Raw genomic sequence first — 16,089 nt, 5'->3', positions numbered from 1 at the left:
ATTTTCCATAGTAAAACGGAGGAAAATCATCCTTTGCTTTTCACATAAGTGAAAAAAGTTCACCTTTTAACGAGCAAAGCAAGTTAAAACCCTTCACTATTAGCTTTTTCGCCTTCTTTTTAGACGAAAAAATTTAGCTATTATCTCGCAATACTTTTTTGCGTATAAAATAATTTTGTGCGACAGCCCCTTAAACTTAAATGGTATCAGCTTCGCTGAGTACCATGCATGGCGCGATTGCGCAGCAATAAAAAAATAAGTTTTGAGATTTTTTCGTAGTGTTAACGGAGAAAAATTGTCCTTCATTGTACTTTATACTCTGTACTTTGTACTTTGGCTTCTCCTCGATAAATTGTAATTTGCTAAGATAAACTTGGTATTTGCAATTTCAATGTTACAAGTTGTACATGAACCTACAAAAACTTGACAATTATAGCTGATTTAGATATCATATAAGTATAAACAAAAGTAAATATTGTTACAGTTCTTGAATACGTTTTCTTTTTTCGAATTTATTAAATTGAGGAGGGGTTATATGATTAGTCAACAATTATTTTTTGAAGCTTTAGTCAAGCACAAGAGGGTGCCTTTATAATCCATAACTTGTAAACGTTTACTGAAACTGCGATTATTGAGTCTCACAATCCTTCAATTTATATGAAGAATTTATGGAAGGGGGGAAGGTGATTTATTCACCTAATATTATGAAGAAAACAGAAATGTTAGCTATGATACTAGCCGGTGGGCAGGGAACTCGTTTAGGGGCATTAACTAAGCATATTGCAAAACCAGCTGTACCTTTTGGGGGAAGATATCGAATTATAGATTTTACTTTAAGCAATTGTACAAACTCTGGAATAAAAGAGGTAGGTGTTGTAACGCAATATCAGCCTTTAGCTTTAAACAGCCATTTAGGAAATGGTTCTAGCTGGGGGCTTGATGGCATTGACTCAGGTTTAACAATTTTGCAGCCATACTCTAGTTCTGATGGAGAAAAGTGGTTTCAAGGTACTGCACATGCAATATATCAGAATATTGCGTATATAGATCAAGTTAATCCGGAATACATTTTAATTTTATCAGGTGACCACATATATAAAATGAACTACGAAGAAATGTTAGATTTTCACAAAGAAAAAAATGCGTCTCTAACTGTTGCAGTTATCGAAGTGCCAATTAAAGAAGCGTCTCGTTTTGGAATTATGAATACTGATGAGAATTCTCGTATTATAGAGTTTGAAGAAAAACCAGAAGAACCAAAAAATAATTTAGCTTCAATGGGAATTTATATTTTTAATTGGCAAAGACTTAGAACAGTTTTAATTAATAGCTATTCTAAAGATGCTGAAATGATTGACTTTGGAAAACATGTAATTCCATCCTATTTAGATTCAGGAGAAAATGTATATGCCTTTCGCTTTGATGGTTATTGGAAAGATGTTGGGACAATTGATTCACTTTGGGAAGCTAATATGGAATTCATCGATATAGAAAATGATTTAGATATGCGTAATAATAATTGGAGAATTTATTCTAAAAATACCATTTCTCCGCCACATTTTTTTACTAAAACGGCAGTTATTAAAAATTCTTTAATCGCCGATGGATGCTATGTTGCAGGAGAAATTAAAGATACAATTCTTTCTACTGATGTACATGTTAAGGAAAGAAGCAAAATCGAAAAAAGTGTAATTATGCCTGGTGCAACAATAGGAAAAAATGTTTTCATTAAAAATGCAATCATTGGAGAAAATGCTGTGGTAGGTGACAATGCAACAGTGTATTCTGAAGGAGAAATATCTGTTGTTGGTTATTCAGAAGTAATAGGGGTGATTTCAAATGAAGACTAATAGAGTAAGTGCGATAATTGATAATGTAAATTGCTGCGGAGATTTACGAGATTTAACAGCTCATCGTCCATTAGCAACACTCCCATTTGATTGCAAATATCGGTTGCTTGATTTTCAACTATCAAATGTAATAAATGCAAATATTCAAGCTTTGTTTCTTTTGATGAACCATGATGATATGCAGTCAGTATTTGATCATATTAATGGAGGAAAAGAATGGGGATTAGATTCTCTTAGAAATAAATTTATTATGCATTTTAGTAAAAAGAATAGTGAAGATGAATACGAACAAGATTTTGTTTCTCATGTTATAGATTATTTAAGAAAATCAAGTTCAGAAATTACTTTAATTATGGGAAGTAAGATGTTATGCAATATAGATTTAAAATCAATTATTAAAATTCATAAACAAAGCAGCCGTAATATGACGGTGGTCTATAAAAGGGTTACTTCTGAAAATATTTCTGATGATAATTTATTAATTAATTTAGAATCAGATAAAAATATTTCTATTTATAATAACTCAAAGGCTGAATTAGAATTAGCAGAAAAGTACAATTTATGTATGGATATTTTTATCGTAAAAACTCAATGGCTAATAGAGATATTAGAAAATTATGATAAAAAAATAGAAAGTATTATCAAGTTTCTTAGAGAAAAAATAGATAATGAAGCTTGTATGAGTTATGAATATACAGGATATTTAAGTAATATTTATGACATTCCATCATATTATCGTGCCAATATGGACATGCTTCAGCCAAGTAAATTTAATTCTTTGCTATACTCAAATCAAAAAATATATACAAAATTAGCCAATGAAGTTCCCACTCATTATGCACAAAACTCGGTTGTAAATAATAGTCAGTTTGCATCAGGGTCTATAGTTGACGGAACCGTTGTAGATTCATTAATATCAAGAAGGTGTAGAATTTCTGAAGCTGCTGTGATTGAGCATTCCATTATTATGGCCAGCGTAAATATAAAGAAAAATGCATATATAAAAAATGCTATTTTAGATAAGAATGTAATTGTGGATGAAGGTGTACGCATAATTGGGGATGACGATAATCCCATTGTTATTAAAAAAGATAGTCATATAACAAATGATATTGTTGATAGAAGAATTTCCTAAGGAAGCTAGCCTGTATGAGTTAAGTTAAAAGCCTATCCACGGATAACCTTTCATATTTCAATTAGAGGAGAGGTTGAGGTGGAGTATTGTATCGAAGAAAAAGAAGACATAAATCTAGTGGAAATTGTTAGATAAATAAAGAGAAAGTCAGAATTAGGTAGAAAATCGCTTTAGGTTACTGAGGCGATTTTCATTTATTTATTATTTTTTATATTCACAATAAAAGCATAAATGGGGAGATATTTTTTTAAAAAATTGATTTCACCCTTATATTATGATTTAGTAAGATAAAATTCATAACTTTGGATATAGGCAAGTGTCAGGATATTCTGTCCCCTTTTGTATTGCGCTTTCCATAAAGGCTTTTGCCCTCTTTAGATTACCAATTGGAGTAATTGCCTTTTGTGGGCATTCAAAAATACAATTAAAACAGTGAATGCATTCAGAGTCCATATTTTTGATTATAGATTTGTCTTTATTCTGATCTAAATGGCATACCGGACATACCTTTATACATTTACCACATTTAGTGCATTGGTTGTCGTTAATTACTATTTTGGGATATCTTTTTTTATGCCAAGTCTTTTCCCTGAATATTAAGTTTGACTTTAAATAGATATTTAAGTCCTGATACTTCAGGGATTTTGAGTTATCTTTTAAAGAATCTAAATTAGTTAGGGTTATTCGTTTAACAAGTTTACCAATAGTAAAAATCAACTTCTCCTCTGCTTGATCTTTATTATACTCTTCTTCCATAAAGGCCCTAGACATATGATGTGAACATGATACTTTCATGCCTGCTAAAACTTTTCGTCCACTTTTTCTTAATAATTTGCCTGCTTCGTCTAACGCAATACCTGAATTAATTCCGCCATAGGTAACAAATGGTACTGCTACTTTACCCCATCCATTTACAGGCTTTGGTAGATTTTTAATCAAATATTTAATATGATATTGAAGATGATGTGCATATACAGGTGAACCTATAATTAATATATCATGTTTATCAATTGTTTTTTGTAAAAAATCTTTTTTATTGTTCGTTAAAAAATACCTTTTATCTGCAGCAATATTAACTAGTTGTACAGAGATGTTATTCTGTTCAAGATTAGCTTTTAACAATTCACCTACTCTGTGGGTATTATTTGATGGACTAAATTCTATTATTACAGCTTTCATAGTAACACTCCTATCATTATTTTAATATAAGTAAGTTTTACAATAAAGAGCAGTTGTTCTTTATTTGCTTAAAAAATTTTTTTACTCAAATAAAAGTTAAAAATCTTTATTTGAGTAAAAAATTTATTGCATCAAATGTGCCATACCATTCATATGATATGTGACTAATATATTAAGGCTATTTTTTAGCCAATGTTCATTCTTATATTGTTTTGCGATTTCAATTATTCCATCAATAAAGTTTTTAGATAATATATATAGGATTAATTGATTTTGACCTAAATCTTTATCTACTTGAGCAGTTATGTGAGAATTTAGAATTGTAACTACTTGTTGCTTAAAGCCCTCATACTTCGTTCCTTGGCTCTTATCAGATATAATAACAAACTTTTTTCGGTTATTTATGATAATATTCTCAATAAAAGTGCTAATATAAACTGCCATTTCAATATTCTTATCGTTATGGTCAAAAAAATTTTCAAAACTGCTTATAAAGAATTTATAAAATTGGTCAATAACTCCATGGAAAATAGCTTCTTTATTCTCATAATATAAATACAAATTGCTAACGCTTATTCCAGCTTCATTGGCAATATTACGTGTAGTAGTTTCTTTAAATCCTTTTTGATAAAACATGTCCTCAGCAACTAACAATATTTTATTTCTAATTTCATCTTTTAAAACTTGCACAATAAGGAACCTCCGTTCTTTATTATTATAGTAGTAAATTTGCTATTATGTCAAGCGTTAATTTGGAAATTAATTAGTATGTAATATCACAAAAGGTAAATCTTTTTCTTTATGGCAGTGGCATGATTTTAAGCCATAATCGTAGAGATATCAAATTTGCGGCGAGTGTCGGGCAATGAAGTAAATCGGACATATGTTTTCCTTGGCTTTTCCTCAGGAGCTGCATTAAGTATAGGGCTTTGCCAATACAATCAGGAGCAAGAAAATCAATCTTCACGCTACTTTGTATTCTGTTTTAATGTTCCGCATTAATTTTAACTTATTGAACATTTTTTTATGGTGTTAGCCCCTTGATTAAGTTTTTGTGTTATAGTTTATATGTATGAATATTTTTATTAGGGAGATAATTTAATGAACAGAGACGAGTTGCTGCAATTATTTAAAGGACAGATAAGTGGAAAAAATTTTGATAAAGGATATAGAGTTTTTAACAATGATTTAGTAGAAGAAGCAAATATAAAAGACGAAGGAAGTATTTTTAACATAAAGGCAAAGGTAATTTCCGAAAGTCTTTTTAATGAATATAAAACTGAAATTGAAATAGATAAAGAGGATAAAAATATAATTTCAACTTATTGCAGTTGTATGGATTTTGAAAAAAATGAGTTCTCAAAAGAAAATTATTGTTGCAAACATTTAATGGCAACTATATATAAAACACTAGATGAACTTGTAAAGTTTCCTGCTTTTAATAAAGAAAACATATTAAAAACATACAAGGTTAATAAAGGGGCAGATGTTTTATCAATTCTTTTAGGCGATGGAGAAAATAAAGAAGAGTTAAAAATAGAAGTTTATATAAATAAAAATCAATGGGACAATAGGATATATTTTGAACTTAAAATAGGGCTTGCATCCATGAGTTCTAATAGTTTATATGTTCTAAAAGACATTGGCAAATTTTTGGTAGCAATTTATAATAATATACCTATAAGTTATGGAAAAAATCTTACTTTAAATATGAAAGAACAAAAGCTTGGTGTTAAGGATAAAAGACTTATAGATTTTATTCAAATGCTAATAAATATGGATGGCAGTAATGTATATCACAGTAAAATTAGAAAGCCTTTTATAGATGGTAAATATGTTCATGTACCAGATTACTTGGTTAGAGAGTTTTTTCAAGTAATAAAAAAGCATAGGGTTTATTTAAATGAAGGCTTTACCTTTAGAACTATAGAAACAGAAATAGTAGAGGGAGCACCTAATATAGCCTTCGATTTAAAAAATATAAAGGATGAATATGTTTTAAAGGCCCCAGGTGGGATGCCAACAGTTCTAGGTTCAAGGAATAATGTATTTTTATATGGAATTACAATATATTTACCGAGTTATGAATACTGCGAAAAGCTAGAAGCTTATTTTAAAGTTTTTAATGATGCTAAGGTTGTGACGTTACCTAGTTCCAAAGAAGATACAGTGCTTAGAAAGTTAATTCCAAATTTAAATTTTATATCTCAAAATGTAAACCTTGATAAAAAGATAAAGGAAAAAGTAGTTGAAGCAGAGTGTGAATTTAAATTTTATTTTGATAAAGATGGAAAAGATATTACACTTACGACAAAGGTTAAGTATGGAGCATATGAGTTTAATATATTTGAGGATTGCAGTGAAAAAGTTATATATAGATCAGCTAAAAAAGAATTAGAAGTGCTAGAGGTTATAAGAGCACTTGGGTTCCAGGAGGTTAAGGGGAAATTTTATTTAAGCTTTGGCGATGACTACATATTTAGATTTTTTAAAACAGAAATAGAAAGGCTTCAAAAACTAGGAGAGGTGTTTTATTCTGAAAGATTTAAAGGAATAAAAGCTTTAGGTACAAAAGGTATAGCTGGAGATATAAAAACAGGTAAATACAATTATTTTGAATTGGATTTTAAATTAGGTGATATTCCACCTACAGAAACCACAGCTATTTTAAGGGCTTTTAGAGATAATCTTAAATATTTTAAGCTTAAAAACGGTGAATATCTTGATTTGGAGGAAATGGAACTTAGAAATTTTTTGAAACTTTTAGATTCGGTTTCGCCAAAAGCTGTTAAGAATAATCATATTGAAATACCTAAAAACAGAGCCTATTATTTAGATAAATATTTTGAAGATAATAATATAAGGTACATTAAAGGAAAAACAGAACTTAAAAAAGTTACAAATAAGCTGAAAAATATTGAAAAACTAGATTTTAAAGAACCTAAAAATTTAAATGGAAGTTTAAGAAAATATCAAAAGGTAGGTTATAACTGGTTTAAAACTTTAGATTATTTGGGCTTTGGAGGAATACTTGGAGATGAAATGGGACTTGGAAAGACCTTTCAAACCATTGCATTTCTGCTTTCAAATGAGGGAAGTAAGACACTAATTGTGGTTCCAACCTCATTAGTTTATAACTGGATACAGGAATTTGAAAAATTTGCGCCTAGTATGAAAGTAATTGCAGGGAATGGACCTAAAAACGACAGAGAAAAAATAATAAAAAATATAGAGGGTTATGATGTTATAGTAACTACTTATAATCTTGTAAAAAGAGATTTGGAAATTTACAAAAGTTTAGAGTTTGACTATTGCATATTAGATGAAGCTCAAAACATAAAAAATCCTCACTCGCAAAATGCCTTAAGCATTAAAAAGCTTAATACAAAAACAAGGTTTGCTCTTTCTGGAACGCCTATAGAAAATTCAGTTTTGGAATTGTGGTCAATATTTGATTTTATAATGCCAGGCTACCTTTATGATGAAAAAAGATTTAGTGTAAGATATTATAAAAAACTTAAAGAAGAACCAGAAGTTATAGAAGATTTAAATAGGCTTATAAAACCATTTATATTAAGAAGAAAGAAAAAAGAGGTTGCACTTGAGCTCCCAGATAAAATAGAAAATATTATGATGGTTGACTTCGAAGATAAACAAAAAAAGGTTTATGCAACCTATGCAAAGCACGCACAGGATTTGATCAAAAAAAAGGTAGAAAATGATGAATTTAAAAACAGTAAAATTGAGATACTTGCGTATATTACAAGGCTTAGACAGCTTTGCCTTGATCCATCCGTAGTAATGGAAGAATACACTGGCAGCAGTGCAAAAATAGAAGCACTTTCGGAACTTTTAAATGATAGTGTATCAGAAGGACATAGAGTTCTTGTATTTTCACAATTTACTTCTGTGCTTTCTAATATTGCTAAAAGAATAAGTTTAGATGGAATAACTTATAGTTATCTTGATGGTTCTGTGCCGTCACAAAAAAGAATGGAAATGACTAAGAAATTCAATGAAGGTGAAAATTCTGTTTTCCTAATAAGTTTAAAAGCAGGTGGAACAGGATTAAATTTAACTTCTGCCGATGTAGTAGTTCATTTTGATCCTTGGTGGAATCCGGCAGTAGAAGATCAAGCAACGGATAGGGCCCATAGAATTGGTCAGAAAAATGTAGTTCAAGTTATAAAAATTGTTGCAAAGGGAACCATTGAAGAAAAAATTATATTATTGCAAAAGGAAAAGAAGAAGCTTATAGAAAATTTACTTGGAGATGAACTTTCTAATGGTGAAAACCTTGCAGCGTTAACAGAAGAAGAAATACTTAAGCTATTTGTTTAAAAGCAAAGGCAGGATATCATAGCTGAGGGCAGTTAGATTTGTGTAAGATAATCTAACTGCTTTTTTTGTGTGTTGTTGTTAAATTTTAAAGATTGATTTTAAATAGAAAAAATACTATGATAAACTATGTAAAGATTTTTGTAATTGTTTTGTAACCTTTTTGTTATCAATTTGTTATTAATTATGTAATTTGGAATTCATAAATATACAATAAAATATATAATGAAAAATCAATAAAACTATTTGTTTTTTCATTATATTTTGTAATATACATAGAAATTAGGTGTTTTATTTGCTATTTAATTCGATGGAATTTTTGCTGTTTTTCCTTGTTGTGGTTATTGTTTATTATAATATACCTCATAAAGTACGTTGGATTTGGCTTCTTTTATCAAGTTATTGTTTTTATATGAGTGCTAATCCTAAATATGTTATTTTGCTTTTGATAATTACACTGATTAGTTATTTAGCGGGATTATTGATAGAAAAATCGAATAAAACGTATGATAATAGGCTAAGAAAATTTATTATGATTATAAGTATTTTATGCAATATAGCAATATTATTTGTATTTAAATATTATAATTTTTTTACTACAATTATCATAAGAATACTTTCAATATTTCATTTTAATATACATATACAATCCTTTAATCACACATTACCTATAGGAATATCTTTTTATACTTTTGAAGCTATTGCTTATATTATAGATATCTATAGAGGTGATATAAAGGCTGAAAAAAATTTGGGCAAGTTTGCTACATTTATAGCCTTTTTCCCACAGCTACTTGCAGGGCCTATAGAAAGGGCCAAGCACATGCTGTGTCAATTTGATGAAAAACATTCATTTGAATATGAAAAGATAAAAAGAGGTTTGCTTTTGATTCTTTGGGGACTTTTTCAGAAGTTAGTTGTTGCAGATAGGTTAAGTAAGTTAGTTGATACTGTATTTGCAGCTCCAAATAGTTATAAAGGCTTTGAAGTTATTATTGCATCTATATTCTTTACTTTTCAAATTTATTGTGATTTTTCAGGTTATTCCGATATGGCAATAGGAGTTGCCGGAGTTCTAGGATTTGAATTATCGAGGAATTTTAGGCAACCTTACTTTTCTAAATCAATAAAAGAATTTTGGAGACGATGGCATATTACACTTTGCTCTTGGTTTAAAGACTATCTTTATATTCCTTTAGGTGGTAATAGATGCAGCACTATAAAAAATTATAGAAATATTATGATTGTCTTTATAGTAAGCGGCTTGTGGCATGGTTCAGCTTTAAATTTTATAGTTTGGGGAACTTTGCATGGTATTTATCAGGTTATAGAAAAAGTGTTAGCACCACTTAAAAATAGGCTTATAGAAAGGTTTAGAATTAAGACAGAAACTTTTGGGTATAAACTTATGCAGGTTTTAATAACTTTTGCTTTAGTTGATTTTGCATGGATATTTTTTAAAGCAGATTCATTTAAAAATGCTATGAGATTTATTAGGAATATGTTTTATTTTAATCCTGGGGTATTTATGAACGGTGCTATTTTTAAATTGGGATTATCGTATAAAGATTTTTATGTAGCTGTAGTAGGCATATTTGTAATCTTAATAGGAAATTTACTTCAAAGAAAAGATGATTTATACGAGAAGTTTTTAAATAAGAATATGATGTTTAGATGGTCTACATATTTAATTGCTGTAATGGTTATTATTATATTTGGTGTATATGGACCAGAGTATAATCCTAGTCAGTTCATATATTTTCACTTTTAGGAGGTATATTTGTGGTTAAAAAGGCAATTAAAAAAGGTTTGATTTTTTTTACAATAGTAATGCTAATTATAATTGTTATTAATCCTATATTTGTAGAAAAAAACAGTCAGCGAGGTAAGTTGATTGATGGATTATATAAGGATACAAAAGATAATTATGATGTTGTTTTAATGGGTTCGAGTCATATGAATGGAGGAGTTGATCCAAATGTATTATGGCACGAATATGGTATAACCAGCTATAATTATGCAACTGGTGGTCAGCCTATTGATGTAACATATTATTTATTAAAGGAAGTCTTAAAAAAACACAAGAATCCTATTGTTGTGGTAGATTTGTATTATTTAGGATTGACAGATGAATATGGTGATGAAGGATATATAAGAAATGATCTCGATAATATGAAATTTTCTCTTAATAAACTTGAAGCCATTGAAAATTGTGTGCCTTTAAAAAGTAGGATGAGTTATATATTCCCTATATTAGAATATCATGATAGATGGCAGGAGTTAACGAAGGAAGATTTTAATTATGATAGTTCCAAGGTTTATTATGAAAAAGGTTTTGAAGCTGGCGAGAATAGGTATGGAAAGGATAAATCCATAAGCACACCAACAACGGAAACAGCAGATATACCAAGTAGGACTAAAGAATATTTAAATAAAATTATTGATCTTTCTAAAAAAGATGGATTTAAATTGGTTTTTGTAAATATGCCTTGTGATGATAAAAAATCGGATGGGGATTTAGGAAATTGGGTAAAGGACCCACAAAAGATGTTTAATAAAGTAGCACAAATTGCTAAAAGTAACAATATACCATTTATTAATTATAATACTGATGATAAGATGAAAAGTATAAATCTTGATTTTAAAAATGATATGAACAATTATGGTCATTTAAATATTTGGGGAGCTAATAAGGTAAGTGATGATTTAGGAGAATTTTTAAAGGATAATTATAAATTAGCAGATCATCGTGGTGATAGTAAATATGCAGAATGGGATATAGACTATGAACATTCTCAAGTGGCTTCAATTTCAAAATAGTTTCACTATAAATTCATAATTTTAATTATTGGTTGCTGGTGCACTAATGGTATTTAATATGTAATTTAAAATTAATGAGAACCAATTAAACCAAAGTACAAAGTATAAAGTACAAAGTACAAAGAAGGATGATTTTCTTCCGTTTTGCTACAGAAAATCTTATAACTTATTTTTGATTGCTTACGCAATCGAATCATGACTGTTGTTAGCGAAGCTAACAACAGTCAAGTTTAAGATTTATCTGACGTAAGGAAAGGTAAATCATCCTTCTTTGTACTTTATACTCTGTACTTTGTACTTTGATTTAGTTGGTTCACAATGTTTAAAATTTGTGTATTAAGTAATTTTGTGCCACAGCCTCTTTCTTTAGTATATCGGACTATTTTTAAAAGTTGTATAAATTTGAGTAATATTTTATGTTATGAATATAATATAAGTATATCTATATAACCATATTACATTCTAAAGGAGAAGGCTATGGAAGAAAATTATAAAAATCTTAAAATTGCTGAGAGAGGTGCAAGAATTAGCCTTATGGCGTATATAGTTTTGGCAGCCTTTACGCTTATTGTGGGATATTTTACTAGTTCAAAAGCACTTGTGGCCGATGGATTTAATAATTCTACAGATATAATTGCATCAATCGCCATTATTGTTGGTATTAGAATATCTAGAAAGCCAGCAGATGAAGATCATGCATATGGACATTTAAGAGCAGAAACGGTAGCTTCTCTTATTTCATCCTTGATAATGGTAGGAGTTGGGCTGAAGGTAATTTATGATGGAATCCATTCTATTATTTTTTTTGAGGCAAAAGTACCGGATATGCTAGCCGCAGTAGTTGCAATTGTTTGTTCTATAATAATATATATTGTATATCTTTATAATAAAAATACTGCACTTAAAATTAATAGCACGTCGTTAATGGTAACGGCAAAAGATAATATTTCAGATGCATTTGTTGGTATTGGTACAGCAGTTGGAATCATAGCTTCTCAGTTTGGATTCCCATGGATAGACCCACTAGCAGCAATAATTGTAGGAGTTATAATATGCAAAACCGGATATGAAATATTTAAAGAAACATCTCATAATTTGACGGATGGCTTTGATAAGGGCAATCTAGAAAATATAACACAAAATATAAGTATGATTAAAGACGTTAAGTATGTGAAGGATATTAAAGCAAGAATTCACGGAAATAATATACTACTTGAGGTTGTTATAGGAGTTAATCCAAATTTAACAGTTCTTAAAAGTCACAAAATTACAGAAGAAATAGAAAAAATGCTTGAAAGAGAATTTAAAATAAAATATGTAGTTGTTCATGTGGAACCAGAGAAAAAAGCTATTTAACAGGATACATTTATTATTTGCAATTTGGCTGTGTAAGGTGGTATATCTTTAATAATAGTGGTATAATAAATTAAAAATTTTAAGGAGACGGTTCATGGATAAAGTATACAGCTGTTTATCAGAAAAAGCATTAATAGAAGGAAATGAAAGATTTTCGAATGGGAAACTTTTAAATAAAGATTTATCAGCTCAAAAGCGTAAAGAATTATTAGAAAATACTCAAAAGCCTATGGCTGTTGTAATAACTTGCTCTGACTCACGTGTTTCCCCAGAAATTATTTTTGATGTTGGACTTGGTGATATATTTGTTATCCGCAATGCTGGCAATATTGTAGATGACACAGTAGTTGAAAATGTGGAATTTGCCATTGAAAAGTTTGAAATTCCATATGTTTTAGTTTTAGCTCATGAAAATTGTGGTGCTGCCGGAAATGCAGTAGAGAAAGTAATGAAGTTAGAAAAATTAACAGGCTTTAGTGCACATTTTGAACCAATTATAAAAAATATATATACAAGAGGAAATAAAGATATTTCTCAAAGTGAACTTGCGGCAAAAGTTGAAGAGGAAAATGTAAAACAAGCTGTGGATACGCTTTTGCAAAGTGAAATGTTAAGTAGCCTTGTTAAAGAAGGCAAGCTTACCATAGCTAAAGGAAAGTATTATTTAGGAACAGGAAAAGTTAAAGTAATATAAAATTATTGGGAAGTAAGTGTATTGCAGGATATTAAATAAAATTAATAAATCTAAGGCAAAAAACTTTAAAAACCTAAGAAGTTTTAATAACTCGCTGGGCGCTCAGACAATTGAAACATCTAAGCCTTTTAAATATTTCACTCTAAGTTTTATTAAAATTTTATTTAAACCATCCTGAACTACACTTACTTCGCATTTACAGTGGTTTAAGGAAAGAACACATACCAGAGACTTGGGCGTAAGCCCATTAAAATTCTTGAACCTATATTATTAATTTCTAGTGATCCATTTCAAATACATAAATTAATCAAAAACATTAGTGTGCCTACGGAATTTTGGTGTAGTACAGAAACAATAATTATTACTAAAATCATTAAAATTACTGTATTAATTTGTTAGAAAATAATTATATATTGTGAAACAAAGATGTAGTGGATTAATCAAAGAACCTTTGGTAGGTGTAGGAAAAAAATGATGTTAGGGAATAGTGGCGAAAAAATTTCTAAAATAAAATTGTATAAAACTTAGTGGAAAATTTTTTAAAGCTTTAGAGTTTTAGATTGTCTGAGCGTCTTTTGGCGAGTTATCGAAAGCTCTTAAGCTTTAAAAAATTTGCCGCTTAGTTTTATTAATTTTATTTAGGATTTTGAGCCGCTATTCACTAACATCATTTTTCTTCACCTGCCAAAGGTTCTTTGATTTTGCACTACACTTAGTTCACATGAATAAAATTATAGGCTGTCTAATAACTTTATTACCCTATCAGGTTCTTTAAGGGATTGAGCGAACATAGCCTGTGTAACTTGCTGCAAAACATTATATTTAGCATATTGCATAATTTCTTTTGCCATATCAGCATCAGTAATTCGTGATTCGGCTTCTGTTAAATTTTCAGCTTCATTAGTTAGGTTATCTATATTATATCCAAGTCTATTTTCATAAGCACCTATTGTTGATCTAGCAGTTGATATAGAATTAATTGCATTTTGAATAACAGAAATAGAATTATGAGCATTAGTTGAAGTGCTAACATCTATACTATTTCCATTTGCTATATTGGCAAGAGCACTTCCGATATTAATAGATCCGAAGTTAATTGCCATCAAATCATAGCTATTTGAAGTAGCCCCAATTTGTAATGTTAAGGTAGAGGGTGAAGAAAGTAAATTTGTACCATTAAAATTTGTTGAACTTGCTATATGTTCGATTTCTTTTCCCAGTTCAGTTAATTCATTTTTTATAGTAGTTCTATCTAAAGTTCCATTAGTATCATTTGCAGCTTGAGTGGCAAGTTCGTTCATTCTTTGAAGGATAGATTGAGTTTCACTTAAGCCACCTTCAGAAGTTTGAAGCATAGAGATGCCATCTTGAGAATTTCTTATGGCAACATTTAAACCATTGATTTGAGCCTCCATGCTTTGAGAAATTGTAAGGCCAGCTGCATCATCGGCAGCGCAATTTATTCTTTTACCAGTACTTAATCTAAGCATTGCTTTGTTCATATATTGTTGATTTATATTTAAAAAATGTAAAGCATTAAGTGCATTTAAGTTGTGACCAATTATCATAAAAATACCTCCCTGTATAGACAATCGGCAAAAATGTATATACTAAACTATTATCGTAATATTTTGGAATAACTTTAAAACATAACCTTAAAAATAAATATATCATGTTAAGAAATGTATTTGAAGTGGTGGTTGTATGGAAAAGATTAGATGATTTATATAAGATTAATATAAAAATAGAGTTGATAAAAAGTTATTTTTTATCAACTCTATTTTTAATTATAAAGGGTTATGGGTATATGGTAATAAGGGGATAAAGGGAATTATTGTATAAATGTATTATAATATTTAAAACTCTTATTTTAATTAATAATGAGTTTGTTCAGCGAACTAATTCAGCGAACAAGTTCATTTTATAATATTAATCGCTATTTGTCAATAAGAAAAAAAAGTTTATACTAACTAAAGTTGACAAAAAAAATCAACCCAATATAATTAAAGATAAATCAAAAAAAGGTTAAATTGTTAGGAATATATTATTTTGTTAGGAGCAGATTAACTATGAAACAAGAAAAACTAAATAGTAGACAAATACAGGCAGAGGCTACAAAAAATAAGATATATCAAGTTGCAATAAAATTAATGGAGGAAAAAGGGTATACAAATATCAAAATTGAAGATATTTGTAAGGAAGCAGAAGTATCTATAGGATCTTTTTATAATTATTTTAAATCAAAGAATGATATACTAATTGAAGTATTTAAAAGGATTGATGATTATTTTAGAGAAGAGGTTAAAAATAGATTAGAAGAAAATAGTGTCTGTGAAAATGTTGTATTATTTTTTAGCTATTATGCCAAATATAGCGAACTTTTGGGTGTTGATACTGCAAAATGTTTATATACTCCTGAAATAAAAATGTTCCTTATACAAGGTAGATATATTCAAAATCTTTTGCAGGAGATTCTTATAAAAGGTCAAAAGTCAGGTGAGATATCTGAAGAAATAGATTTGGATATAATGAATAGCGATTTATTTATAGCTGCTAGGGGTATTATTTTTGATTGGTGTGTAAATGATGGAAAATACAATGTAACAGAATTTATGGAAAATTATTTTAGAAGAATGTTTGGAGTATTTTGTAAATAATTTAAAGAAAGTTTCCTAGAAGTTCTAGGAAGCTTAATATATTGTGAAATCTTATTAAAT

At 29.1% G+C, this 16,089-nt stretch carries 12 protein-coding genes; 9 read left to right on the top strand and 3 right to left on the bottom strand.

Annotation, left to right across the window (positions count from 1 at the left end; all coding sequences use genetic code 11):
• Window positions 1-704 precede the first annotated feature (704 nt).
• Together CUEA01_RS19665 and glgD are read left to right on the top strand one after the other, a co-directional pair.
• Window positions 705-1,850: a glucose-1-phosphate adenylyltransferase gene (locus tag CUEA01_RS19665; RefSeq protein ID WP_234123629.1), complete on the top strand. Its 1,146-nt coding sequence runs from the start codon at window positions 705-707 to the stop codon at window positions 1,848-1,850.
• On the top strand, window positions 1,840-2,985 hold the full coding sequence (gene glgD / locus CUEA01_RS19660; RefSeq protein WP_234123628.1) for a glucose-1-phosphate adenylyltransferase subunit GlgD: 1,146 nt from the start codon (window positions 1,840-1,842) through the stop codon (window positions 2,983-2,985). The genes CUEA01_RS19665 and glgD overlap by 11 nt, the downstream gene beginning before the upstream one ends.
• A 294-nt stretch (window positions 2,986-3,279) precedes the next feature.
• On the opposite strand, the gene CUEA01_RS19655 is transcribed toward glgD, so the two are convergent.
• Complete coding sequence (locus CUEA01_RS19655; protein WP_234123627.1) at window positions 3,280-4,164, bottom strand: EFR1 family ferrodoxin; 885 nt, start codon at window positions 4,162-4,164, stop codon at window positions 3,280-3,282.
• A gap of 123 nt (window positions 4,165-4,287) precedes the next feature.
• Window positions 4,288-4,854 (bottom strand): TetR/AcrR family transcriptional regulator, encoded by a 567-nt coding sequence (locus CUEA01_RS19650; protein ID WP_234123626.1) that lies wholly within the window; start codon window positions 4,852-4,854, stop codon window positions 4,288-4,290.
• A gap of 411 nt (window positions 4,855-5,265) precedes the next feature.
• On the opposite strand from CUEA01_RS19650, the gene CUEA01_RS19645 reads away from it, so the two are divergent.
• The 5 genes from CUEA01_RS19645 to CUEA01_RS19625 all read left to right on the top strand — a co-directional run bounded on the left by CUEA01_RS19645 (window position 5,266) and on the right by CUEA01_RS19625 (window position 13,372).
• The gene (locus tag CUEA01_RS19645; protein ID WP_234123625.1) at window positions 5,266-8,505 is read left to right on the top strand and encodes a DEAD/DEAH box helicase; all 3,240 of its coding nucleotides are present in this window, start codon (window positions 5,266-5,268) and stop codon (window positions 8,503-8,505) included.
• 529 nt (window positions 8,506-9,034) lie between these two features.
• Window positions 9,035-10,273: an MBOAT family O-acyltransferase gene (locus CUEA01_RS19640; protein ID WP_234123624.1), complete on the top strand. Its 1,239-nt coding sequence runs from the start codon at window positions 9,035-9,037 to the stop codon at window positions 10,271-10,273.
• A gap of 11 nt (window positions 10,274-10,284) precedes the next feature.
• Window positions 10,285-11,322, top strand: coding sequence for a hypothetical protein (locus CUEA01_RS19635; RefSeq protein WP_234123623.1), 1,038 nt, complete (start codon window positions 10,285-10,287; stop codon window positions 11,320-11,322).
• 477 nt (window positions 11,323-11,799) lie between these two features.
• On the top strand, window positions 11,800-12,678 hold the full coding sequence (locus CUEA01_RS19630) for a cation diffusion facilitator family transporter (RefSeq protein ID WP_234123622.1): 879 nt from the start codon (window positions 11,800-11,802) through the stop codon (window positions 12,676-12,678).
• Between the two features lie 94 nt (window positions 12,679-12,772).
• Complete coding sequence (locus CUEA01_RS19625) at window positions 12,773-13,372, top strand: carbonic anhydrase (RefSeq protein WP_234123621.1); 600 nt, start codon at window positions 12,773-12,775, stop codon at window positions 13,370-13,372.
• 731 nt (window positions 13,373-14,103) lie between these two features.
• Here CUEA01_RS19625 and CUEA01_RS19620 read toward each other — a convergent pair.
• Window positions 14,104-14,940 carry a flagellin N-terminal helical domain-containing protein gene (locus CUEA01_RS19620; protein WP_234123620.1) on the bottom strand — a complete coding sequence of 279 codons (837 nt, stop codon included), beginning with the start codon at window positions 14,938-14,940 and terminating at the stop codon, window positions 14,104-14,106.
• A 104-nt stretch (window positions 14,941-15,044) separates the two neighbouring features.
• Here CUEA01_RS19620 and CUEA01_RS19615 point away from each other — a divergent pair, with 104 nt between their 5' ends.
• Both CUEA01_RS19615 and CUEA01_RS19610 read left to right on the top strand, forming a co-directional pair.
• On the top strand, window positions 15,045-15,197 hold the full coding sequence (locus CUEA01_RS19615) for a hypothetical protein (RefSeq protein WP_234123619.1): 153 nt from the start codon (window positions 15,045-15,047) through the stop codon (window positions 15,195-15,197).
• 244 nt (window positions 15,198-15,441) lie between these two features.
• Window positions 15,442-16,029: a TetR/AcrR family transcriptional regulator gene (locus CUEA01_RS19610; protein WP_234123618.1), complete on the top strand. Its 588-nt coding sequence runs from the start codon at window positions 15,442-15,444 to the stop codon at window positions 16,027-16,029.
• Window positions 16,030-16,089: the final 60 nt, after the last annotated feature.

The organism is Clostridium hydrogenum, assembly GCF_021432385.1.
Classification (GTDB): Bacteria; Bacillota; Clostridia; order Clostridiales; family Clostridiaceae; genus Clostridium_S; species Clostridium_S hydrogenum.
Note: the sequence above shows the minus strand (reverse complement) of the source record. Positions and strands in the feature narration are given on the sequence as shown.

Excerpts from the sequence above, each read along its gene's own strand:
- CUEA01_RS19625 (WP_234123621.1), top strand. The coding sequence starts at position 12,773 with ATGGATAAAGTATACAGCTGTTTATCAGAAAAAGCATTAATAGAAGGA.
- CUEA01_RS19655 (WP_234123627.1), bottom strand. The coding sequence starts at position 4,164 with ATGAAAGCTGTAATAATAGAATTTAGTCCATCAAATAATACCCACAGA.
- glgD (WP_234123628.1), top strand. The coding sequence starts at position 1,840 with ATGAAGACTAATAGAGTAAGTGCGATAATTGATAATGTAAATTGCTGC.
- CUEA01_RS19645 (WP_234123625.1), top strand. The coding sequence starts at position 5,266 with ATGAACAGAGACGAGTTGCTGCAATTATTTAAAGGACAGATAAGTGGA.
- CUEA01_RS19640 (WP_234123624.1), top strand. The coding sequence starts at position 9,035 with ATGATTATAAGTATTTTATGCAATATAGCAATATTATTTGTATTTAAA.
- CUEA01_RS19620 (WP_234123620.1), bottom strand. The coding sequence starts at position 14,940 with ATGATAATTGGTCACAACTTAAATGCACTTAATGCTTTACATTTTTTA.
- CUEA01_RS19610 (WP_234123618.1), top strand. The coding sequence starts at position 15,442 with ATGAAACAAGAAAAACTAAATAGTAGACAAATACAGGCAGAGGCTACA.
- CUEA01_RS19630 (WP_234123622.1), top strand. The coding sequence starts at position 11,800 with ATGGAAGAAAATTATAAAAATCTTAAAATTGCTGAGAGAGGTGCAAGA.
- CUEA01_RS19615 (WP_234123619.1), top strand. The coding sequence starts at position 15,045 with ATGTTAAGAAATGTATTTGAAGTGGTGGTTGTATGGAAAAGATTAGAT.
- CUEA01_RS19665 (WP_234123629.1), top strand. The coding sequence starts at position 705 with ATGAAGAAAACAGAAATGTTAGCTATGATACTAGCCGGTGGGCAGGGA.